The following is a 21079-nucleotide window of genomic DNA, read 5'->3' as shown; positions in this document are numbered from 1 at the left end:
ATCGGCGCCCGGCAACCCGGGGCCTACCTGGCCGCTGGCCAGGGGGCGAGGCCGTCAACCAAGACGGCACCGCCCCGCACCCAGCGGAGCATCAAACCTGGAAGACAGAGAGAGGCGGGATGATCGCTCATCCCACCGTCACCCCATCGGATTTTCATCTGAGACAGTCGATCGGTCGTGGTGTTGCGTTACGGACCCGCGTGGGAAGCCGGCGTCAAGCGTCGAGCAGTAGGGACGGTGCCGATGCGGCCTTTCCGACCGGACGACGCGAGATGAACTCGCACCGCTTTGGCCCGGTCTCGGGCCGAGATTTTCCAAGGAAATCCTTAGAAAGGAGGTGATCCAACCGCAGGTTCCCCTACGGTTACCTTGTTACGACTTAGTCCCCATCACGGGTTTCATCTTCGGCGCCTGCCTTGCGGCTCCGGCGACTTCGGATGCCCCCGCTTTGGTGGCTTGACGGGCGGTGTGTACAAGGCTCAGGAACACATTCACCGCGGCATGCTGATCCGCGATTACTAGCGATTCCAGCTTCATGCGGGCGGGTTGCAGCCCGCAATCCGAACTGAGGGGCGGTTTTTGCGATTAGCTTGTCCTTGCGAACTTGCGACGCTCTGTCCGCCCCATTGTAGTACGTGTGCAGCCCCAAGCATAAGGGCCATGAGGACTTGACGTCATCCCCGCCTTCCTCCGGCTTAACGCCGGCGGTCTGTCTAGAGTTCCCGCCATGACGCGCTGGCAACTAGACACAGGGGTTTCGCTCGTTAGGGGACTTAACCCAACACCTCACGGCACGAGCTGACGACAGCCATGCAGCACCTGTGCACGTTGTACCTTGCGGCCTCGCCGGCGTTTCCGCCGGCTAATCCGTGCATGTCAAGCCTGGGATAAGGTTTTGCGCGTAGCCTCGAATTAAGCCACATACTCCACCGCTTGTGTGAGCCCCCGTCAATTCCTTTGAGTTTCAGCCTTGCGACCATACTCCCCAGGCGGGGCACTTCACGGTTTCCCTACGGCAGGGAGCCCATCGGCGAGCCCCCTACCCAGTGCCCATCGTTTACGGCCAGGACTACCGGGGTATCTAATCCCGTTCGCTCCCCTGGCTTTCGCGTCTCAGCGTCAGTAAACGTCCAGGACCTCGCTTTCGCCACGGGCGTTCCTTCCGATCTCAACGCATTTCACCGCTCCACCGGAAGTTCCAGGTCCCCCTACGTTCCTCCAGAAGAGTCGTATCCGCGCCCGTTCCACGGTTGAGCCGTGGGATTTCAGCGACGGACGTGCCCTCCCGCCTACACGCGCTTTAAGCCCAGTGATTCCGAATAACGTTCGCACGGTTCGTCTTACCGCGGCTGCTGGCACGAACTTAGCCCGTGCTTCCTCCAGGGTTCAGTCAACCTTTCGGCTTCTTCCCCCTCGACAGGAGTTTACAACCCGAAGGCCTTCGTCCTCCACGCGGCGTCGCTCGGTCAGGCTTGCGCCCATTGCCGAAGATTCTCGACTGCAGCCTCCCGTAGGAGTCTGGGCAGTGTCTCAGTCCCAGTGTGCCGGGCCACGCTCGCACGCCCGGTAGGCATCGCAGGCTTGGTGGGCCGTTACCCCGCCAACTACCTAATACCACGACGGCCCGTCCCGGAACGCCGGGGCTTTGGCGAGCGGCCGATGCCGGCCTCTCGCTTCGCTGGGGATTACCCGCAGTTTCCCGCGGCTATACCCATTTCCGGGGTTGGTTACCGTCGCCTTACTCACCCTTGCGCCACTGGCCTTGCGGCCCGTACGACTTGCATGCCTAATCCACGCCGCCAACGTTCATTCTGAGCCAGGATCAAACCCTTCAAAATTGGTCCGATTCACCATCCGAAGATGGCGTCTCGATCCTCTCCCTCTGGGTCGAGGAAATAACTGACTGGTCGCAGACGATCCTCATTGGGATTATTCATCCCGGAATCGTTTGCCGGTTGGTGCTGCCGTCCCTGCCGTCTTCCTCCCCAACCGGGAGGGGACGACCCCGACGGCTTCACGCCGGCTTCCCTCGAGGGTCCACAACGATCCACCACGATCGACCGAATTGTCAAAGAGTGCCCCCGACGATGTCAGCGGCCGGAGCGACCTGCCTCTTGGGGCGAGTCATTCCGGCCGAACACCAACGCAGGGATACGCGACCCACAGTTCAGTATCGGTTGTCCGTTACCGTCCTGTCGGCCGGTCATCGTCACCCGTGTTGTCACAGGCGACAAGGGTTATAGTACCGGGAAATCGTCCGGGGTCAACAGGCTACTAGGGAATTGGATGAGTTTTTTGGAGACTTCTCGCTGATCCCGACAGGAGTCCGGTCGCCGTAAGAGGCTCTTGACAAGAGGAGATAGGGCCTGCGTGCTTGTGGGTGATTACCCGTCCCACAGGAGCACGCAGGTCATGGCGACCCGAAGGCCCCACGTCCGTACCATACCCCTGAGTTGCGCCCCGAGCCAGGCTCCATGCCCCACGTGCGGCAAGCGGGGGCGCCGCAAGCAGGTCCTCCGGCGCCTCGTCCGGACCCTCGCCTACAAGCAGGTCGTCTTCCTCGACATCACTTACGGCGAGTATCGCGCCCGCTGCGGCTGCTGCAGCACCTTCCGCACCTGCCCCCCGGGCGTCGAACCTAAGGCCGCCTACGACCACAAGGTCCGAGAGGCGGTCCTCGACCGGATCCTCGACGACGGCATGAGCGTCGAGCGCGTCATCGCCTCGATGCGCCGCGACTTCCTCCTGGACCTCTCCGACGGCTTTGTCTACGACTGCCTCGACCGCAGGGTCCGCGGCCTCGACATGGCCGAGCATCGCCGCTGGATCCTGACCCGGTTCAGCGGTACGCTCTGCGTCGACGAGCTCCACCTGGGCCGATCGACGCTCCTGCTGGCCACCGACCCGCTCCAGGACCTGCCCGTGGCCTTCGCCGTCGTCGCCGGCGACGATCGCGACCACATGCGGCGGTTCCTCAAGGACCTCAAGTGGTGGGGGCTGTTGCCGCAGGTGGTGGTGACCGACGGCTCAAACCTCTATCCGACCCTGCTGGCGGAACTCTGGCCGGCGGCCCGCCATCAGTTGTGCGTCTTCCACGTCCTGAAGGACCTGCATCAGCGCGTCCTGGACGCGGTGCGTCGGATGCGGCGGGGGCTCTCCCGCCGCGGCAACCGAGGCCGCAAGCGGAAGCCGGGCCGGCCCCGGCGCCGGTCGCGGCGGCGCTGACGAACAAGGAGAAATCGGCCTTCGTCTTCAAGCATCGCTGGCTGATCGTGAAGCGCCGCGAGGGGATGAGCGCCGGGGAGCGGGCGGACCTGGAGACGATGCTGAGCTATCTGCCGGAGCTGAAGACGTTGCGGGACTTCGTGGACCGTCTCACGATGCTATTCGAGGAGGGGCAGACGGAGGAGCTGGCCCGGGGCCGGCATGCGGCGCTCCTGGGGAATCCCCGCTTCCAGAAGGTCCCCGAGCTGTCGTCGGCGATGGGGATGCTCCCCGACGAGAAGTTCGCCAAGATGATCGCGTTCCTGAAGGACCCGGCGTGCCGCCGGGTGCGGACGAACAATCATGTCGAGCGCGTCAACCGGCAGCTCCGGCATGAGGAGAAAGCGCGGTACAAGTGGCGGGAGCGTCGGACGATCGTGCGGTTCCTGGTCCTGCTCATGGACCGTCGCTACAAGCGCGAGAGGGCGATACGAAGTCGGTGGCATGGCGATCCGGGGCCGAGCGGAGATGATGGATGCTCACCAAAGGCGGTGCCCAGGGGGCGAGTGGCGTGACGCGAGGGCCAAGGACTGTCGGGATCAGCGAGAAGTGTCGTTTTTTGCGAAGCCTCGATGTGGGGCCCTGCCCTACTCGATAAATCGTCCTCCGAATCCTTGGCTGTTTGGCCCTGGACTTGTTGTCTTTGTCCTCCATGATGGCTCCCCCTTCAACAGGTATTCGCCCCCTCCCCTGCCCCGCTCGTCACGACGGAGCCAACCACCGGAGCGACTGCCATGCCGCTGAACGAGTACAAGGCCAAGCGGGATTTCACTATGACGCGCGAGCCGGCCGGGTCGGTGCGCAAGACGCACAAGCGGCCGATCTTCGTCGTGCAAGAGCACCACGCGTCGGTCCACCACTACGACTTCCGCCTCGAGGTCGATGGCGTGCTCAAGAGTTGGTCGGTCCCCAAGGGGCCGTCGCTCGACCCGTCGGTGAAGCGGTTGGCGGTCCAGGTCGAGGATCACCCCATCGGCTATGCGTCCTTCGAGGGGACGATCCCCCAGGGGCAGTATGGCGGCGGGACCGTGGCCATCTGGGATCAGGGCACCTATGAGAGCCTGATGGAGGACAAGCCCGAGCCGAAGACCGCCGCCCAGGCGATCGCCGACGGCCAGATCGAGTTCAACATGCACGGCGAGCGGCTCAGGGGGAAATTCTCCCTGATCCGGATGAAGTTCAAGGGGAAGGGGAACCAGGGCAAGCCCCAGTGGCTGCTGATCAAGTCGCGGGACGAGTTCGCCGAGGCCGATGACGGCAAAAAGCCCGAGGCGCGGCCCAGGCCGAGAAAGGCAGGCAAGGCCCTCTCAAGGCCCGTGCAACCCGCGTCAGCCTCCTCGCCCCCCGACGAGGTCGAATTGACCCATCCCGACCGCCTGATGTTCCCCGACGCCGGGCTCACGAAGGAAGACGTCTTCGCCTATTACGAGAAGGTCGCGGGCCATCTCCTGCCCTTCCTGAAGGACAGGCCCGTCACGCTGGAACGGCTGCCCGGCGGCCTCGCCGGCTCCGCGCGATTCTGGCAGAAGGACACCCCCGCGTCCCACCCGGGCTGGATCCCCCGCGTCTCGCTCGAGACCGAGACGGGGAAGGTGGTCCACTACGCCCTCGTCAACGACGAGCCGACACTGCTCTACCTCGTGAATCAAGGGACCCTGACGTTCCACGCCTGGGCCTCGCGCGTCGAGGACCTCGACCGCCCGGACTTCGTCCTCTTCGACCTCGACCCGGGCAAGGCCCCTTTCCCCGAGGTCGTCGCGGTGGCGAAAGCCGTCAAGGCTTCGCTGGATGATCTGAACATGGCATCCTTCGTGAAGACCTCCGGAAAGACGGGGCTCCACGTCCTTGCGGCCTGGACGCAGGAGGGGGGATTCGACGAGGCGCGGGCCTGGGCCCTCGAGATCGCCGAGAGGGTCGCTGGCGCCATGCCCGAACGGGCGACGGTCGAGATCCGCAAGGCGAAGCGTGGGGATCGGGTCTACATCGACGTCCTGCAAAATGCGCGAGGCCACCACGCCGTCGCGCCCTATGTTTTGCGCGCCGTCCCCAACGCGACGGTCTCCACCCCGCTCGACTGGAAGGAGGTCAATGGCAAGCTCGACCCGGCCGAATTCACGACGAAGAAGGTCCTCGCCCGGGTCGCCCGCAAGAAGACGGATCCCTTCGCGAGCTTGCTCGAGGCCTTCGGGAGGTCGAGGCATTGAGCGTTTCACCCGAGGCCGTGGACGTGTCGGGACGTCTTCGCCGACTGCAACGATGACGGACACGGATCTGCCGTCCGCAACGCCTCGAAAGTCAGGGGATTGACGGGCTCTCGAGGGGCGATTTTCGGGGCCGTTTTCCTGAACCAACTCGTTACGGGGAACGTATTTAAAGGAGCAACACCGCGACACGAAACGGCGGCCATTCGGGCCGGCCTGGAATCAGGAGCATCCGCATGCGACGTCTCGAAAGCTACGTCAGGAAATACGGCCCCGAGTTCGGCCCGGTCTACTATCACACCCTCCAGAGTCAGGCGGCGCACGCCCAGGTGGCGTCGAGGCTCCGTCGCAAGCTCGACATCCTCAAGGGCAAGATCCCCGCCCCGAGCAAGCCGGAGGAAATCCTGCCGCTGTTCCCCGAGGGCCGAGAGGCCTCGGAATCGGGAGACGCCGCCAACGTCGCCTGAGACCAGGCCGGGGGCCCCGCTATCGAGGGAGCGCGGCGGGGTTCGGTCGGCGACGCTCCTGGGAGGTCGGTGGCTGGACGGCCCTGGCCTCGCGCAGGACGGAGTCGAGCGCGACGAGCTCCATCCAGCGTGAGCTGTCGCGACGCGCGGCATCGAGCAGGGCGTCTCGTTCGTCCTTGGCCAGGGCCTCGGCCCGGTCGAGCGTCTCGCGGACGCGGGGCTGGGGCTCCCGGAGCTTGGCGAGGGCGAGGGCGTAATAGGCCCAGGTCGTGGCGCTCGCCTTGCCCTTCTCGGCGTCGATGGCGTGCTTCAGGGATGCGGCGGCGGCCTTCAAGCGGCCGACGCGGTAGAGCATGGCCCCGTGGAGGCCGGTCATGGGAAGTGCCTCCTTGGAGGCCTCCGCCTTCTCGACGTCCGCGATCGCGGGGAAGCCGTCGGAGATGGCCCCGGGGACCGCCGCGAGGAGCCGGTGCAGGTCCCGGAACGCGGGGTCGGTCTCGGCAAGCTTCGGCCCCGCGGACAGGTGGCGGCAGAGCTCACGGGCCCTGGCGTGGTCCTCCGCGGCGAGCCGGGTGTAGGCGGCGCGGATCCGATCGGCGGGGTCGTCGGGGCGGATCGAGGCTGCCTGGTCGAAGTCGGAGGCGGCGTCGAGCCAGCGCGAGGTCAGGGCCCGCGCATCGCCGCGCAGGCGGTAGTCGTCCGGGACGCTCGGGCTCGCCGTCAGCGCGGAGGTGAGGTGGGCCTCGGCGGTGTTCCATTCGCCCCGGTTCATCTCGACGCGGGCGAGGTCGACAGGGTCGTCGGAGATCTGGAGCTCGAGGTAGTGGCCGCCGAGCTCGTTGACCACGCTGGAGACGAACGTGCTCTTGCCCGCGTCGAGCCGGCGCTTGTCCGTCCAGGGGGTCGCATAGACCCCGCCTGCGGTGCTGAGGGCACGCTCGCCGTTGATCCAGAGCTGGCCCCAGTCGTCGGTCTTCATCGACAGGGCCACCTCGCGCGAGGTGGCCGACGCGACGTAGGTCAGCGCCAGCCCCGACCTGGGCGCGATCGTTCCCAGGAGCGAGCTGAAATGCACGAATCCATGGCCTCGAGGGGTGATCGGCCACCAACCGGGGGAAGTCGAGCCGGGGATCGGCGAGGGGGGCGACGTCGATGGATCGAGGCCCTGCGGCAGCTCGGGGGTCGTCTCGCGGTCCCACTTCGGGTAGAGGCCGGCGATCCACCAGCCGGCGTCGAGGAAGAGCTGCGGGTTATCGGCGAGCTCGCCGGCGCGGGCGAAGTCGGCGTCGGCCTCGGAACCTTTGCCGAGGCGGGCCAGCCAGCGCCCGCTCGATCAGGAGGCGGGCGTCGCGGGGTCGCGCCTGGATGGCCTCGCCGTAGTGTTTGAGTGCCTCGTCAAGCTTGCCCTCGGCGGCAAGTCGCCGGGCGGTGTCCAGGGGGCGGCTCGGTGCGTAGATCCGGATGGAGCCGTCGGCGTCGGCCGAGGCGAAACCGCCCCCGGGCATGCTCGCCAGGCCGAGCGGGGCCGCGCCACGGCCCGAGGGCCTGGCGCCGACGCTCGCCTCGTAGTCCCAGGTGGCGATGGTCCCCGCCAGGGTGAACTGCCCTTGCTGCACGGCGAGGACCGCGCGAGGGGCCCCGCTCACGAAGCAGACGCCCCGGATCTTGCCCCCCGGCAGCTTGGTCTTGCGGACCTCCTTGAGCCAGGCGAGGTCCCAGAGCCTGGCCGTCCCCTCGCCCCCGGCGGAGATGGCGTACTGGCCGTCCTCGGAGACCACCAGGCCCCAGATCGCGACGTCGGGGACCTTGTCCGACCGGGGCAGGCCCGGCGTGAGGACCGCCGGCTTCTCGCGCCCCGCGACGTCGAACAGGACCACCGCTCCGTTCGAGCAGCCGGCGAGTATGTGCCAGTTATCCTTCGCGAAGGCGAGGCTGTAGATCGCCGCGGGGGCCGAGAGCCGGCGGATCTCGCGGCCTTCGCCATTGAGCAGGACCAGGTCGGCGTCGTCGCCCCCCGCCGCGATCCAGCGGCCGTCGCGGGAGAGGGCCAGGGCCATCATCCGCCCCTTGATCAAGGGGGTCGTCCGGATCAGGCGGCCGGTCGAGAGGTCCCAGTCGCGGAGCTTGCCGTCGGCGTCGCCGTTGAGCAGGTGGCGGCCGTCGCGGGTGATGGCCATGCCCCGGACCGTGCCCGGCCCCCAGAGCCGCTTGACCTCGCGCCCCGTGTTCGGATCCCAGACCTGGACGAGCCCGTTGGCGCACGTCGATGCGACCGTCTTGCCATCGGGCGTGACGCAGACGGCCTCGACCGTCCTCGAGTCGTCGCAGTGGATCCGGGCGACCTCGACGAGCGGCTCGGGCGTCGTGTCCTCGGCGACCGGCGCGGGCGCGGCCTTCTCGCCGGCCGGGCCCGACGGTCCCTCGGGGGCCTTCGACTCCTCGTCGGCCCCGTCCGGATCGGCCTTCGCATTCGCCGTCGCGGGCGGTTGGCCTCGCTTCGGGATCAGGATGAAGCCGCCGATGATCAAGGTCAGGGTCACGACCGCCGAGGCGACCATCGAGACGAGCCGGCCTCGATCGTTCACGACCCCGCTGCCGGACTTGGGCAGGAGGCTCCCCTCGTCCTCCGAGAGCCTGATGGCGGCGATGGGGTCGACGGGGGTCGGGGCCGGGGGAGGCGGCGACATCCGGGAGGTCGCCGGGGCCCCGCCCTTCCGGGCGGCTTCCTGGCGACAGGCCTCGAGCCTGGAGACGACCTCCGTCATCGAGCCGGGGCGATCCTCGGGGCTCTTGGCCATCATCGACTGGTAGAGGGCCTCGAGCGAGGGGGGCGTCTCCGGCCTCGCCTCGACGAGCGAGGGCGCGGGGCGTTCCTGATGCTCGATCAGGCGTTTGAGGATCGAGGGGGCCTGGAACGGGGCCCGGCCGGTGAGGAGGTAGAAAATCGTGCAGCCGAGGCTGTAGACGTCGGCCCGGTGGTCGGCCGAGCGCGAGTCGTCGGCCTGCTCGGGGGCCATGAAGTCGACCGTGCCCATATAGGTATGGGCCAGGGTCAGCGCCGTGCCGGTCTTCCAACCCGGCGTCGGCTGGTTCGCCGCGGCGATCAGCTTGGCGAGGCCGAGGTCGAGCACCTTGACCGTGCCTTCGCGGTCGAGGATGAGGTTGCCGGGCTTGATGTCGCGATGGATGATCCCGTGCCCGTGCGCCGCCGCGAGGCCCCGGGCCGCCTGCGCGAGGGCGTCTATCCCCTGCTCGACCGAGAGCGGCCCGCGCTGGCGGACGTAGCGGTCGAGGTCGCACCCCTCGACATAATCGAGGACGAGGAAGTGGACCCCGCGGTCCGTGTCGGCGTCGAGGACGGAGACGACGTTGGTGTGGTTGAGCCTGGCGGCGGCCTCGGCCTCGCGGCGGAACCTGGCCACGGCGTCGCGCTTCTCGGTCAGGGACGGCAGGAGGATCTTGAGCGCGACGACCCTGGCCGTGACCCGATGCTTCGCCTTGAAGACGACCCCCATCCCCCCCGCCCCGAGCCGGTCGAGGATGATGTAGCGCCCGATCGCCAGCCCCTTGGATTTCCCGTGCGCCGCGGCACCCGCCTGATAGGGCGTGAGCTTCCCGGCCTTCACGAGCGCCCTGGCCAGCTCGGCCACGTCGGCGAACCCTTCCGTCATCGGCTCCGCGTCTTCCAACGAGATCAGGCCGAGCTTGACGATCGAGCGGAGGAACTGGCGGATCGTCGGGAGCGTCTCCGCGGTCCGAGCCTCGCCCGCCGGGGCTGAGTTCCCCGGCAACGCCTTCGAGTCGAACTCGGCCGTCTCGGTCGAGTCCGGCGCATTCGATTCGGGCCGTTTCGCCGCGGCCCGATGGGCTCCGCTCCCCGAGTCGACGGCCTTGGTATTCTCGCCGGCCGACGGCTGGGTGAAGTATTCGGTCGTCGCCGAGTCGTGCAGGGTCGTGGGAGGCCCGCTCTCCGATCCAGACTCGGGCGTCGGATTCGAAGGATGCCCGGCCGGAGGGGGCTCGTCGCCCTGCCGCTCGTGGCCTCGTCTCGGGTCTGGCACCTTCGCCGACATGGCGATTCTCCGAAAGGCTGCGTCAACGTCGTCGATGCGGTGTCTCGGGGGTCAGCACCCGTTGAAGTGTTCCATTATTGGAATATCGCCGGGCCTCTTGCCAGCCCCGCGTCACGGCAGGGCGACGGCCGACGTCCCCGGCGAGCCGGTAGGATGACTGGCCGGCGGCGAGTGTCGGATGCGAAGATGACGACGGGCCCTCGGTCCTGCTCGGGAGACATGGCTGCGGAGCCAACCGCCAACGTCCCTGCGGGCCCGTCTTTGTCGACCCGATTCCGGCGTGACGAGGGGGAGAAGCGTGCGCAAATTGTCATTCGACCCGTACGAGTTCGATCCGCCCAGTTCCGAGCAGTTCCTCGAGCTTGCCATTTCGCGATTGCAGGAGCATCGAGACCTGGAGACGTTCCTCAAGGAGTGCGGTGCATCGGCCACCTCGGGACGACCGGTCGATCCCGGATGGAATCGTTGGCAGGGGATCGGGATGAACCTCGAGAGCTTCGCCGGCCTGAGTTTGCCCCCGTTCGACGAATGCGTCGAGATCGTGCTCCTCGGCGACGATTGGGATGATACGGAGCTGGCGATCAAGACCGCCGCGCATTTCGTCTGGTATCACTGGTATACCACCGCCTAGCGAGCGCCAACGACGGGAGCTTCGCCGCCTTTCTTCCTCTCGATTCCTTCGTATCCGGGTGGCCGCGGTTGGAATCACCGGGGTCGCGCACCGACAGGAGGTCCATCGCCAAGCGCCCCGGCCGTCACCGCTTTCCCCGGCCGATCCGCTAACCCTGGAATCGTCGAGAAGCGTCCCGGATTCGGAGATGCCGCCGATGGGTTTGCGGCTCGGCGCATGAAGCGCCCAAGGCCGGCCAAAGTGGCCGGCCTTGAGGGGGTTGGAGAGGAAAAGGGGCTCAATGATGACGATGGGCCCGCAGCGGGCCGGCGGGGTGGAGCCCGGCGAGCCTGAGGGGGGAGTTGACGCGGTGGCCGAGCCTGAGCCGGCCGGCCGCGAAGGCGAACGGCTGCATCGCCCCGGTCCGGCGCGGGTGGACAAGCGTGAAGACGCCGCTGTGGACGGCCCCCACCGGCGCGCCCCCCTGCCCGTCGTTGGCCGGGCTGGCCGTGCCCACGACCGTCTGAGGGGCGAAGATCCGCCGATGCACCGCGTCGAGCATCGCGACGAAGTCGCCCCCTCGCTCGCCGTTGCCCGAGGGGAACTTGCCGTAGAACTCGCCGTCGAGGGCGTTGCCGGCCACGTCGCGCACGCCTTCGCGATTGCTCGGCCCAAAGGACCGGATCGTGAAGGTGTAGAAGCCCCCTCGCAGGCTCTTGCCGCCGTTGAGCGTCACCGGGACCGTCACGGGGGCCGTCGGGTCGGAGGATGACGAGGGCGTCAGCTCCGTCACGAGGTACGTGGCCGGGAACGTGTGCGGCTTGGTCAGGGAGTAGTTGGACGAATCCACGAGCGTCGAGGCGTTCATGCCCGAGCGCTCGTCCTGATAGACCACGTCGATCTGGCCGTTGAGCCGGTCGAAGAAGACGTCCGTCACCTTCGGCCCGACCGTGTCGATGATCAACGCGCCCTGCGCCGCGTTGGGCAGGAGCGTCACCGGGCCGGAGTGGGTGTGGCCGAACTGGTCGACGGCCGAGGCCGTGATGACGTACTGGCCGTCGGCGAGCAGGCTCGACGTGACCTGCCAGTTGCCGTCGCCGCCGGCCGTCGCCTGGCCGATCGGGCGGGTCAGGCCGCCGGTCAAGGGGGTCGCGAAGACGGTCACCACCGAGCGCGGCTCCGACGTCCCCTTGAAGACGGGGTGATTGACGTTGGTGATCGCGTCGGTGCTGGAGAGCCCGCTGTCGCTGGCCGTGTCGAGGGCGCCGGTCACGACGATCGGGTTGTCGACGACGGTGGCCGTGTTGGTCAGCGTCACCTCGGAGCCGCCTTCGTCATCGATGCGGACCAGCACCGTGAAGTGCCCGGCGCCGCCGTTGACCTTCGAGTCGGCATACGTGTGGCCGCCGAAGACGTTGAAGGTGCCGGGGTCGCCCCCTTGGTGATCGTCCCGAACGTCGGCGCGGTGCCGTCGCCCCAGTCGATCGTGGCGCGGAAGTCGGACGCCGGGGCGTTCACGTTCGCGTCGGAGAACGTGCCCACCAGGCCGTTGAAGATCGGGGCCCCGAAGACCGGCACGGGATAGATCGGCGACTCGATCGTGTTGATCGGCACCGCGGGCCCGGCCGTCAAGGGCGCGTCGGCGACGTGGACCAGCGAGGTCGCCGTCGTCCGGCTCCCGCCGGTGTCCCTGATCGTCACCGAGAGCGAATATTCCCCTTCCTCGGCGTACGTGTGGTTGCCGAAGACGAGGAACGTCACGCCGTTGGGCGACCCGGTGGCGACGATCTGAGTGGCGGCCGAGGTCGTGCCGTCGCCCCAGGCGATCGTCGCGGTGTAGTCGGCCGGGACGCCGCCGGGCGCCAGGTCGGTGAACGTGGCGACGACGACGCCCTGCGGCAAAGTCGACAGAGGCAGGCCCTCGACCCCGGAGACCGCCGCCCCTTGAGAAGCGAGCGGGGCGTCGGCGACCGTCGCCGTGGTGGCGATCGTCGCGGTGCCGCCGGCCGTCGAGGTGATCGTCACCGGCGCGGTGCCGCCGGTCGGGGTGAAGGTCCGGCTGCTCCCCTTGTCCGTGATCGTCGCCGAGACCGGATAGGTGCCGAACGTCGCATACGTGTGGGTGCCGCGGACCTCGAACCCGGCCGTCCCCAGCGAGACGATCGTCCCGGCCGTGGTCGTGCCGTCGCCCCAGGTGATGGACGCGGTGAAGTCGGCCGGGTTGGCGAAGAGGGTCGGCGGGACCGTGTCGCTGAAGGCGAACGAGCCGATGACCACGTCCTGCGCCTGCGCCCCCTCGACGGCCTTGACCGGCGTCGGGGTGCTGGTCAGGGCGTCGGTCGAGTTGATGATGTGGATCTGCTGGATATTGGAATAACCAACGGGCAACTGGCCGGCGATGGAGACGGTCGTCGCCGTGGCGACGGCGCTCGTCACGGCCGCGCCCTGGGCGTTGACGACGAGTGTGTTGTTGCCCGAGCCGCCGTCGGCCGTGATCGCGGTCAGGCCCGTGGGGGTGAATGGGTTGTTGATCGTGATCGTGTCGTCGCCGCCGAGGCCCCGCAAGGTCAGCGAGGTCTTGTTGGTGAAGTCGATCGGCTCGGCGTCATCGACGGTGGCGAGGCCCTCGCCGGGGGTCGCCCCCTGGCTGTAGTTGATGACGTTGTTCGCGTTGGTGCCGACGACCGTCAACGGGCCCGGCACGTTGTCGAACACCGGCGCGAGGTTCTGGAAGAAGACCGACTGCGTGCCCGAGGGCCCGGTGATGACGTCGCTGCCCGAGCCGGGGGTCGCCAGCACCGTGTAGGTGTCGCTCGACTGGGCCGAGCCGCCGGTCTGCACGAGTCGGAGGTCGTTGGCGCCGAGGCCGCCGTTGTAGACGATGCCGTTGGCCAGGGTGACGAGCCCGTTGGTGCTGTTGACGATCAGGGTGTCGTTGCCTATGCCGGTCGTGACCGCCAGGCGCTTCACGCCGGTGAGGTCGAGCGGGACCACGGCGACGCCGTTGTCCACCGTCCCGGTGAGCTGGGGAGTGCCGGTGGTCGTGTTCGAGACGGTCAGGTCGTCGTCGCCGACCGAGCTGGTGTCATAGCTGACCGAGCCGGCGTTCTGGATCGTCACGGAGCTGGCGGGCCGGAAGTCGGTGAAGGCGATGATGTTGCCGCCGACGGTGATCGTGCCCCCGTAGCTCGCGACGTTGACGCCCCCCTGGATGTCGACCCCCGGAGGCGCCGAGGGGTTCGGCGCGTAGACGACGTTCGACGCGTTCAACGCGTTCACGATCAACGAATCGGTGCCGAGCATGCCGTCGAGCAGGACCGACTCGCCGAGGTCGCCGTCGATGAAGACCTGGTCGTCGGCCCCGCCGGTGTAGATGAGGATCGTCCTGAAGGCCGAGATGGGGAGGCTGTAGCTATACGCGGTACCGCCGACGGAGGGGACGGGGATCGGGTCGGTGTGCGCCGCGTCGCCGTAGGCCGTCACCGAGACGTTGACCGACGACCCCGAGCGGCTCAGCTTGATGACGTCATACGCCCCCGTCCCCGAGACGAAGTCGTAGAGCGGGTTGGGCCCGATGTTCGGGTCCGCCCGGAGCTGGTCGTAGTTCGTGTTCTGGCCGTCGCGTGCGGAGAGGTCGTTGTAGTTGACCAGGTTCAGCGAGACGATGCCGGCGTTGCTCGTCTCGTCGGTGAGCGTGGCGGCCGAGGTCAGCGTGATCTTGGTGGCGGTCACGGCCTGGATCACGTACGTGCCGTTGTTGCTCGCCGTCCCCGACACCGTGATCGAGAGGCCCGCCGCGAAGCCCGAGCCGGTGAAGCTCGCCGTCGACCCGGACGGCAGCGAGATCGTCTTCGCCGAGGCCGAGAAGATGGCCTGGCCGTTGTACCCCGGCGAGTTGCCGTCGCCCCGGGGCATCGGGTAGCGCGTGAACATCGACGAGGTCGTCGTGTTGGTGTTCAGGTACGACATCAGCTCGGCCGTCGGGAACAGGTTCGTGTCGACCGTGCCCGTCGAGTTGGTGAGCGAGTGCTGGAGCCCGAAGTCGTGCCCGGCCTCGTGGGCGATGTTATTGAGGGTGTTGAAGCTGAAGCCGCCGCCGCTGTAGACCGCCGAGACCTCGTCGTATTGATCCTTCGCGGACGAGAGGTTCGTCGTGTAGCCGAGCACCGTGCCTCCGGGCGAGAGGCCGCCGCCGTTCGGGCCGTACGTCTGCGTGTTCGGGCCGGTCGGATCCGCGATGAACGTGGCCACGAAGATGTAGGCGTCGTGGGAGCTGCTCGGCCCCGCGCCGAGGGTGTTGATCACGTCGGTCATCGATGACGCGCCGCGGACGGTGCGGCCGTCGGCCGTCGTCACCGGGCTGGCGGTCAGCTCGACGACGGTGATGTTCAAGGGGGCGTAGTCGCGCTCGACGACCGCCATCATCTGGTCCCGCTCGCTCGCGGTGAACGACTGGGCCACGATGTTGAGCTGGGTGCCGGCATTGAAGCCCGACTTGTCGCCGAGCGAGATGCCGAGGACCGGGTTGCTCGGGTTCCCTGAGATGTCCCGCAGGCCCCCCTCGGTCGTCGTCAGGGTGCCGCCCGTGAAGTTGTCGCCGAAATCGACGAACAAGTAGGCCAGCAATCGTCGCTCTTCCAGGGACTCCGCCCCGCCGCCCCACCTGCGGCCCAGCCTCGCGGCGATCGAGATCCGAGTCGACCTCACCCGCCGCAGGCCCGTCAGTCGGCCGATCCACGCTCGCGTCGTCATGCTCCCCTACCCCCTTGGTGTGCGTCGTCGTGACTGGTCCGTCCGGTTCGGCCAAACCCGTCCCTGAGCATGGCATGGCGTGCGTCGACAACCCGGGGCCGGCCCCCGCGGCCGGCCCACCCCAACAATCGTCAAAATCGATTCAATTCACCACATCAATACGACAATCAAGACATCACGTCTCCCCCGCCGCGCGCACCCCGACCGGCTTCGCCCCCGGAGGGCGGCGATCGGGGCGGTCCTTCGAATTTCGCTCAGCGGCTCGGGGACGACGACCCGGGCATGATCCGGGGGATGATCATGCCATAAACTTCTGATATTGCTTCATGGTTTAGATATCGAGGTGACCCTCAATGAATTTAGATTGCGCTACATGGGTAATCAACATGATTCTTTTCTAGTTGAGTGTTTTTGACGATTACGGAAGACATTCCGAGATAGGACTCCTGTCTCAAAAAAAACCACTCGCGATCCCATATCCGCATATTTCCACCATGACGACGCGGCATCATGATTGGATGGATCGCGCCGCCTATCGGGACGACGGGGCGGCCGGCTCGACGTCCGGTCCGCATCCGTCCGGGGTCGGTTCGTCATCGTCCAGGGAGCCGGCCGTCGAGGGTCGATCATCGGGGGCGCGGGTTCGAGTACGTGATGAAGCGATATTCTCGTCTCATTCACGTCACGCCGACGCCCCGAATTTTCCCCCGCCCTGCCGACCCCCCGGCCCAGGCCCGAGGCGATCGGGAGATTCGCGCCGCGGGGGCTATCCCTCGAGGCCGCGGCGAGCGAGGGGGCGGCCATCCTGGGTCGGGTCGTCGACCCGGCCCAGGCAACGGTTGAAGGTCCTCAGCGTGGCCACCAGCAGGCCGAGCGCGACGAGGCCGTAGGTGACGATCCAGACCACGATCCAGATGGATTGCGCCTCGACCATGGGCGCGCCGAAGTTGCCGCCGAAGACGGAGGTCGAGTAGCCGACGCCCATGAACGGGCCGGCCGAGGCGAAGCCTAACCTGTCGGGTCCCGGCCCGAGGAGATTTCCGGCGGGGATCGCCGCGATCAGCACGCCGACGTAGAGCCCGGCGCTCAGCCCGATCGCCCTGCCCAGGCCGGGCAGCCAGGTCGCCAGGGCCAGGCCGAGGCTCGTGATCGCGGCGCCATAGGCGACGATCAGGCCGCCGATCAGGAATGGGCCGATCGCGAGTCCGGTGCGTGTCACCTCGGCCCCCGCGACGAGCATCGGCAGGATGGTCAAGGGGAAGACGCCTCGGAGGGCCCCTCGCCACTTGGCCATGACGATCTCGCGGGTCGACAGCGGGCTCGCCAGCAGGACGTCGAGGCTCCCGCGCTGGCGCTCTTCGGCCAGGCTCGTCGCGGCCGAGACGCTCAGGAGCAACAGCCCGGCAGAAACCTGGACGCCGTTGATCACGGCACCCAGCTCCATGGCCATCACATTACCATGCACGATTTCGACGATCGACCAGAGGCTGGCGACGCCCGAGATCAGGCCGTAGAGCCCCCAGATGGCGGCCGACCAGGCCGACGGCCGGCGACGTTGCCTCTCGCGCCAGAGCACCGGATTGCCGTCGAGTGAGGGCGAGAGCCAGGGCGAGGGCCGGGAGAGCCTCGCGAATGGGCCTCGCAGGATCCGGGGCAGCCAGCCTGCCCAACGCGTCGCCCCTCGCCTCCCGGCCTGATGGACGACGACGTGCCGGATCCGCCAGATCGACGCGACGACCAGCAGCATGGAAGCCATCAGCCCGATCCCGAGGAACCGGGCCTGCGCCTCCAGGCCGATCGGCCCGATGGGCGGGGAGCCGAGCGGGGCGAAGACGAGGAAGACGGGGTTGTAAGGCAACAGCGCCATCGGTCCCGGCACCCAGCCGGGCCGGGCCAGCCCGGTGATCGTCGGGAAGAAGGCCGCCCAGATCGGCGCCAGCAGCAAGTAGAGGATGCCCAGGGCATAGGTCGCGAGGATGACCTCGTGCGTCTTCCGGCCCCAGACCGAGAGCGTCAGGGCCAGCGAGCACCCGAAGATCGCGCAGGCCAGGCAGACCAGGATCGCGCCGAAGACTTGCGCCGGGTCGACGCCGCCAAGGGTCGTCGCCAGCGACTGCACCGGCGCGGCGCAGGCGATCAGGCCGAGCACCGGCAAGAGCCTCGCGGCCAGCTTGCCCAGGACGATCTCGGAGTCGGTCAGGTGGGTGGTGAGGAGCAGGGTCAGGCTCCCGCGGGCCTTGTCCACGCAGATCGCCCCGGCCGTCGCCGCGGGCGCCACCAGGCCGACGAGGCCGAGCACCAGGAACGTCGTCACGACGTAGAACCCGCGGCCGACGTCGGCCTGCTGCTTGAGCGACATCTCCCCCGCGTCGTCGCGGCCCCCGATCCAGACCGCCGTGAGCCCGATCCCCAGCAGCGTCACCAGCAACGCCCGCAAGGCATACCCCTGCCAGCGCCTCGAGGCCGTCAGCCATTCGTACGCGAAGACCGGTCCCAGCCCCGGCCAGCCCCTCGTCGCCATCGCGTCGGCCTCCTCATTCCCGTCGAGCCCTCGCCGCCCGACACTCGAAGCCACTTTACATCGCAAAGCTAGGTCGAGGCAAGAGCCCTCCCGGCTCCTGAGTCATCGCGGCAGCCCATCACGATGCGAGCCGACGCGGCCGAGGCCACGCAAGTGCCGTCGCATTTCACACATGCATCGGGCCTCGCTGGTCTTTCGCGAAGCGATGTCGTGACGCGACGCATGCGATGCCCCGAGGCCGAGTCAGGCGGGCTCGCCCCCTTCGATCCCGTGCGAGCTGCCCGTATCGCGGCTTCCCGAGCGAGGAGGACCAGCCGGAGATATGACGTGAAACATCTCGCCTCAGGCTGAGTATCCTGACGGCCTCACGTCGTTTCCGGGGGCCGGGTATCGACGGAGCTCGTGAATGTCGGGTAATCGATGAACCCCAGGTTTCGCGCGACTCTCTGAAGAGTCTGGGAACCGGGTCGAGTTGGCCTCTTTCGAGGAAGGGGAAGCCGCATGATACGCAGGGAATTGGCGGACAGCGTTTATATCATCGAGGGCTTCATGACTCCCGAGGAATGCGGGGAGGTCATCGGAGAGACGGAAGATATAGGCTACGAGGCCGCGCCGATCCAGACGATCGATGGCATGCGCATCCTCTCCGACGTGAGGAACAACACGAGGGTGATCCTGGACGACTTCGAGCGGGCAAACTTCCTCTGGGAACGCGTGAAGGCCGAGGTCCCGACATTCCACGGCGGGCGCCAGGCGATCGCCGTCAATGAGAGGTTCCGATTCTATCGCTATGCGCCCGGCGAGCATTTTGCCAGGCATCAGGATGCCCCGTTCCGCCGGGACAATGGAGAGGTCAGCCAATTCACCTTCATGGTCTACCTGAACGAAGACTTCGTCGGCGGAGAGACGATCTTCAATGACGTCGGCGTCAGGCCGAAGACCGGGATGGCCCTGATCTTCAAGCACGACCTGCCCCACGAAGGCTCCGCCGTCAAACAAGGGATCAAGTATGTGTTGCGGTCGGACATCATGTACGATCGCATCGGCAAGATCCGGGGCTGACGCTGACGCTCGACGTCCTCTGAGATGTCCGAGGCCGTCACGGGATCAGGCCACGCCGCGGGAGGTCTCGGCGACGATCTCGTCGACGACGTCCTCGAGGCGGCCGGTCCTGGCGAAGGCCTCGCGCTGGCGGCGGGCGCCGGGGCCTCGGGCGAGGGTGGCGCGGGCGATCTCGGAGACCTCGGGCCAATCGCCGGCGGCCTCGAGAGAGGGGCGGACGAAGGCGAGGAGGCCCTCGACCAACTCGGCCGCGGGGGCGGATCGGAGGGCGGCGAGGTCGATGAGGTCGCCGTCGAGGCCGAAACGCGCGGCCTGCCATCGCCCGGCACGGAGGAGCTCGGGGCGAAGGTCGGGGTCGGGCTCCCCCGCGAGGTCTCGGGCGTGGCACTCGCGGGCCAGGGCACGGCAAAGCCCGGCGATCATCACGGCCTCGTCGATGGACGAGCAGACGTCGGCCACGCGATATTCGATGGTCTCGAAATGCATCGACGGGCGAGCATCCCAGTAGATCTTCGAGGCATCCTCGACGAGGCCGACGGCCACCAGCTCGCTCACGACCCGGTCGAACTCGCCACGCGAGGCCAGGCGCTCGGGGGGCCCGGCGGTGGGGAAGCGCAGGAATAGCTCGCTCCGATAGCTGGCGTAGCCGGTGTCGGCGCCGTGCCAGAATGGGGAGTTGGCCGAGAGGGCCAGGATCGTCGTCAGCCAGGGGCGGCTCCGGTTCAGGACCCGGATGGCGGCCTCGCGGTCGGCGATCCCGACGTGGACGTGGCAGCCGCAGATGATCTGCTCGCGGGCGAGGTGCTGATAATCCTCGGCGAGGCCGACATAGCGATCCTTGGGGGTGATCCGCTGGTTCTCCCAGCGCGAGAACGGGTGCGTCCCCGAGGCGGCGATGCGGCAGCCGGTCTTCTCGGCGGCGGCGATCACGGCGCGGCGGAGCCGGATGATCTCGGCGCGGACCTCCGCCAATGTGCGGCAGACGGGGGTCCCGACCTCGATCTGCGAGAGGAAGAGCTCGTTCGTGACCTCGTCGCCGACGGCCTCTTTCGCGCGGGGGAGGAGCCGCCCTGCCCTCTGCACGAGGGCCCGCGTCTCGGGGTGGACGATCTGGTATTCCTCCTCCACCCCGATGGTGAAGTCGTCCGGGTTTTCTGCCATGAGTGGGTCCCCAGGGGGTCGGCGTAAGGATTGGTCGCGGGAACTCCAGCGGCAAACGCGGTGCCGTCACCAGCAACCCCAGACATCCTCACGCGATCGCCTCGAGCTGGGCCCCGGCGAGCCGGCCTCGAGAGGCCGCTTTCAACGCGCCCGCGCATCGGGCATCATGTCCCGCGAATCGTCGGGGCGGCCTCGCGAAGGGGAGGCCCCGGGGTCGCGCACAAGCATTGGGGGTTCGACATGAGTTCTGCGGGCAGAGTCGCCGTCATCACGGGAGCGTCGCAGGGGATCGGGGCCGGGCTCGTCCGAGGGTTCCTCGAGCGCGGGTCCCGCGTCGTCGCCAACTCGCGAAGCATCGACCCATCCACCGCGCCGGATCTGGTGACCGTCTCGGGCGACATCTCCGACCCGGAGGTGGCCGAGCGCGTGATCAGGAGCGCGGTCGAGGCCTTCGGGCGGGTCGACACGCTGGTCAACAACGCCGGGATCTTCATCGGCAAGCCGTTCACCGAATACACCCCGCAGGATTTCGTCGCCAAGACCTCGGTGAACCTCGCGGGGTTCTTCTACGTCTCGCAGCAGGCTATCAAGCAAATGCTTGCGCAAGGGGGCGGCGGCCACATCGTCAACATCACGACGACGCTCGTGGGCCAGCCCGTCAAGGGGATGCCCTCGGCCCTGGCGTCGCTCACCAAGGGGGGCCTCGACGCCGTGACGCGATCCCTGGCGATCGAGTACGCCGACCGGGGGATCCGCGTGAACGCCGTGGCACCCGGCGTCATCAAGACCCCGATGCACAGCCCCGAGGCCCAGGCGGCGCTCGCCGGCCTTCACCCCCTGGGGCGCCTGGGCGAGATCCGGGAGATCGTCGATGCGGTCCTCTACCTCGACTCCGCCGCGTTCGTGACCGGCGAGACCCTCCACGTCGACGGCGGCGCGAACGCCGGCCACTGGTGATCACAGCGCGA

13 protein-coding genes and 1 rRNA gene are annotated in these 21079 nt (G+C 67.8%); 7 read left to right on the top strand and 7 right to left on the bottom strand.

Going from position 1 to position 21079, the window contains the following annotated elements:
• Nucleotides 1-330 precede the first annotated feature (330 nt).
• Nucleotides 331-1838, bottom strand: a 16S ribosomal RNA gene (locus tag ACOYYX_RS39840).
• A 574-nt stretch (nt 1839-2412) separates the two neighbouring features.
• Here ACOYYX_RS39840 and ACOYYX_RS39835 point away from each other — a divergent pair.
• From ACOYYX_RS39835 to ACOYYX_RS39820, 4 genes are all read left to right on the top strand, one after another.
• A complete protein-coding gene (locus tag ACOYYX_RS39835) occupies nt 2413-3225 on the top strand; it encodes a transposase (RefSeq protein WP_422931987.1) in 813 nt (270 codons plus the stop codon).
• A gap of 47 nt (nt 3226-3272) precedes the next feature.
• On the top strand, nt 3273-3779 hold the full coding sequence (locus ACOYYX_RS39830; RefSeq protein ID WP_422928710.1) for a hypothetical protein: 507 nt from the start codon (nt 3273-3275) through the stop codon (nt 3777-3779).
• Nucleotides 3780-3998: 219 nt separating this feature from the next.
• The gene (gene ligD, locus ACOYYX_RS39825) at nt 3999-5468 is read left to right on the top strand and encodes a non-homologous end-joining DNA ligase (RefSeq protein WP_422931986.1); all 1470 of its coding nucleotides are present in this window, start codon (nt 3999-4001) and stop codon (nt 5466-5468) included.
• A gap of 233 nt (nt 5469-5701) precedes the next feature.
• Nucleotides 5702-5932 carry a hypothetical protein gene (locus tag ACOYYX_RS39820; RefSeq protein WP_422931985.1) on the top strand — a complete coding sequence of 77 codons (231 nt, stop codon included), beginning with the start codon at nt 5702-5704 and terminating at the stop codon, nt 5930-5932.
• Between the two features lie 19 nt (nt 5933-5951).
• Here ACOYYX_RS39820 and ACOYYX_RS39815 read toward each other — a convergent pair whose 3' ends face one another.
• Together ACOYYX_RS39815 and ACOYYX_RS39810 are read right to left on the bottom strand one after the other, a co-directional pair.
• Nucleotides 5952-7007, bottom strand: coding sequence for a tetratricopeptide repeat protein (locus ACOYYX_RS39815; RefSeq protein ID WP_422931984.1), 1056 nt, complete (start codon nt 7005-7007; stop codon nt 5952-5954).
• Between the two features lie 175 nt (nt 7008-7182).
• Complete coding sequence (locus ACOYYX_RS39810) at nt 7183-10005, bottom strand: WD40 repeat domain-containing serine/threonine protein kinase (RefSeq protein ID WP_422931983.1); 2823 nt, start codon at nt 10003-10005, stop codon at nt 7183-7185.
• A 298-nt stretch (nt 10006-10303) separates the two neighbouring features.
• Here ACOYYX_RS39810 and ACOYYX_RS39805 point away from each other — a divergent pair, with 298 nt between their 5' ends.
• Nucleotides 10304-10636, top strand: coding sequence for a hypothetical protein (locus ACOYYX_RS39805; protein WP_422931982.1), 333 nt, complete (start codon nt 10304-10306; stop codon nt 10634-10636).
• Between the two features lie 277 nt (nt 10637-10913).
• Here the strand turns inward: ACOYYX_RS39805 and ACOYYX_RS39800 are convergent, their stop codons facing one another.
• From ACOYYX_RS39800 to ACOYYX_RS39790, 3 genes are all read right to left on the bottom strand, one after another.
• The gene (locus ACOYYX_RS39800) at nt 10914-11969 is read right to left on the bottom strand and encodes an Ig-like domain-containing protein (protein ID WP_422931981.1); all 1056 of its coding nucleotides are present in this window, start codon (nt 11967-11969) and stop codon (nt 10914-10916) included.
• Nucleotides 11930-15367 (bottom strand): beta strand repeat-containing protein, encoded by a 3438-nt coding sequence (locus ACOYYX_RS39795; RefSeq protein ID WP_422932153.1) that lies wholly within the window; start codon nt 15365-15367, stop codon nt 11930-11932. Before ACOYYX_RS39795 ends, ACOYYX_RS39800 begins: the two co-directional genes overlap by 40 nt.
• A 766-nt stretch (nt 15368-16133) precedes the next feature.
• Nucleotides 16134-17888: an ABC transporter permease gene (locus ACOYYX_RS39790; protein ID WP_422932152.1), complete on the bottom strand. Its 1755-nt coding sequence runs from the start codon at nt 17886-17888 to the stop codon at nt 16134-16136.
• Nucleotides 17889-18389: 501 nt separating this feature from the next.
• Here ACOYYX_RS39790 and ACOYYX_RS39785 point away from each other — a divergent pair.
• The gene (locus ACOYYX_RS39785) at nt 18390-18950 is read left to right on the top strand and encodes a prolyl hydroxylase family protein (protein ID WP_422932151.1); all 561 of its coding nucleotides are present in this window, start codon (nt 18390-18392) and stop codon (nt 18948-18950) included.
• Between the two features lie 45 nt (nt 18951-18995).
• Here the strand turns inward: ACOYYX_RS39785 and ACOYYX_RS39780 are convergent, their stop codons facing one another.
• Nucleotides 18996-20111 carry a carboxylate-amine ligase gene (locus ACOYYX_RS39780; RefSeq protein ID WP_422932150.1) on the bottom strand — a complete coding sequence of 372 codons (1116 nt, stop codon included), beginning with the start codon at nt 20109-20111 and terminating at the stop codon, nt 18996-18998.
• Nucleotides 20112-20351: 240 nt separating this feature from the next.
• On the opposite strand from ACOYYX_RS39780, the gene ACOYYX_RS39775 reads away from it, so the two are divergent.
• A complete protein-coding gene (locus tag ACOYYX_RS39775; RefSeq protein WP_422932149.1) occupies nt 20352-21068 on the top strand; it encodes an SDR family NAD(P)-dependent oxidoreductase in 717 nt (238 codons plus the stop codon).
• Nucleotides 21069-21079: the final 11 nt, after the last annotated feature.

The organism is Singulisphaera chitinilytica (genome assembly GCF_049331405.1).
GTDB lineage: Bacteria > Planctomycetota > Planctomycetia > Isosphaerales > Isosphaeraceae > PoT.
Note: the sequence above shows the minus strand (reverse complement) of the source record. Positions and strands in the feature narration are given on the sequence as shown.

What these genes read in the sequence shown, in the direction of transcription:
- ACOYYX_RS39835 (WP_422931987.1), top strand. Translation starts at nt 2,413, where the DNA reads ATGGCGACCCGAAGGCCCCACGTCCGTACCATACCCCTGAGTTGCGCC.
- ACOYYX_RS39810 (WP_422931983.1), bottom strand. Translation starts at nt 10,005, where the DNA reads ATGTCGGCGAAGGTGCCAGACCCGAGACGAGGCCACGAGCGGCAGGGC.
- ACOYYX_RS39790 (WP_422932152.1), bottom strand. Translation starts at nt 17,888, where the DNA reads ATGGCGACGAGGGGCTGGCCGGGGCTGGGACCGGTCTTCGCGTACGAA.
- ACOYYX_RS39795 (WP_422932153.1), bottom strand. Translation starts at nt 15,367, where the DNA reads ATGACGACGCGAGCGTGGATCGGCCGACTGACGGGCCTGCGGCGGGTG.
- ACOYYX_RS39775 (WP_422932149.1), top strand. Translation starts at nt 20,352, where the DNA reads ATGAGTTCTGCGGGCAGAGTCGCCGTCATCACGGGAGCGTCGCAGGGG.
- ACOYYX_RS39780 (WP_422932150.1), bottom strand. Translation starts at nt 20,111, where the DNA reads ATGGCAGAAAACCCGGACGACTTCACCATCGGGGTGGAGGAGGAATAC.
- ligD (WP_422931986.1), top strand. Translation starts at nt 3,999, where the DNA reads ATGCCGCTGAACGAGTACAAGGCCAAGCGGGATTTCACTATGACGCGC.
- ACOYYX_RS39820 (WP_422931985.1), top strand. Translation starts at nt 5,702, where the DNA reads ATGCGACGTCTCGAAAGCTACGTCAGGAAATACGGCCCCGAGTTCGGC.
- ACOYYX_RS39785 (WP_422932151.1), top strand. Translation starts at nt 18,390, where the DNA reads ATGATACGCAGGGAATTGGCGGACAGCGTTTATATCATCGAGGGCTTC.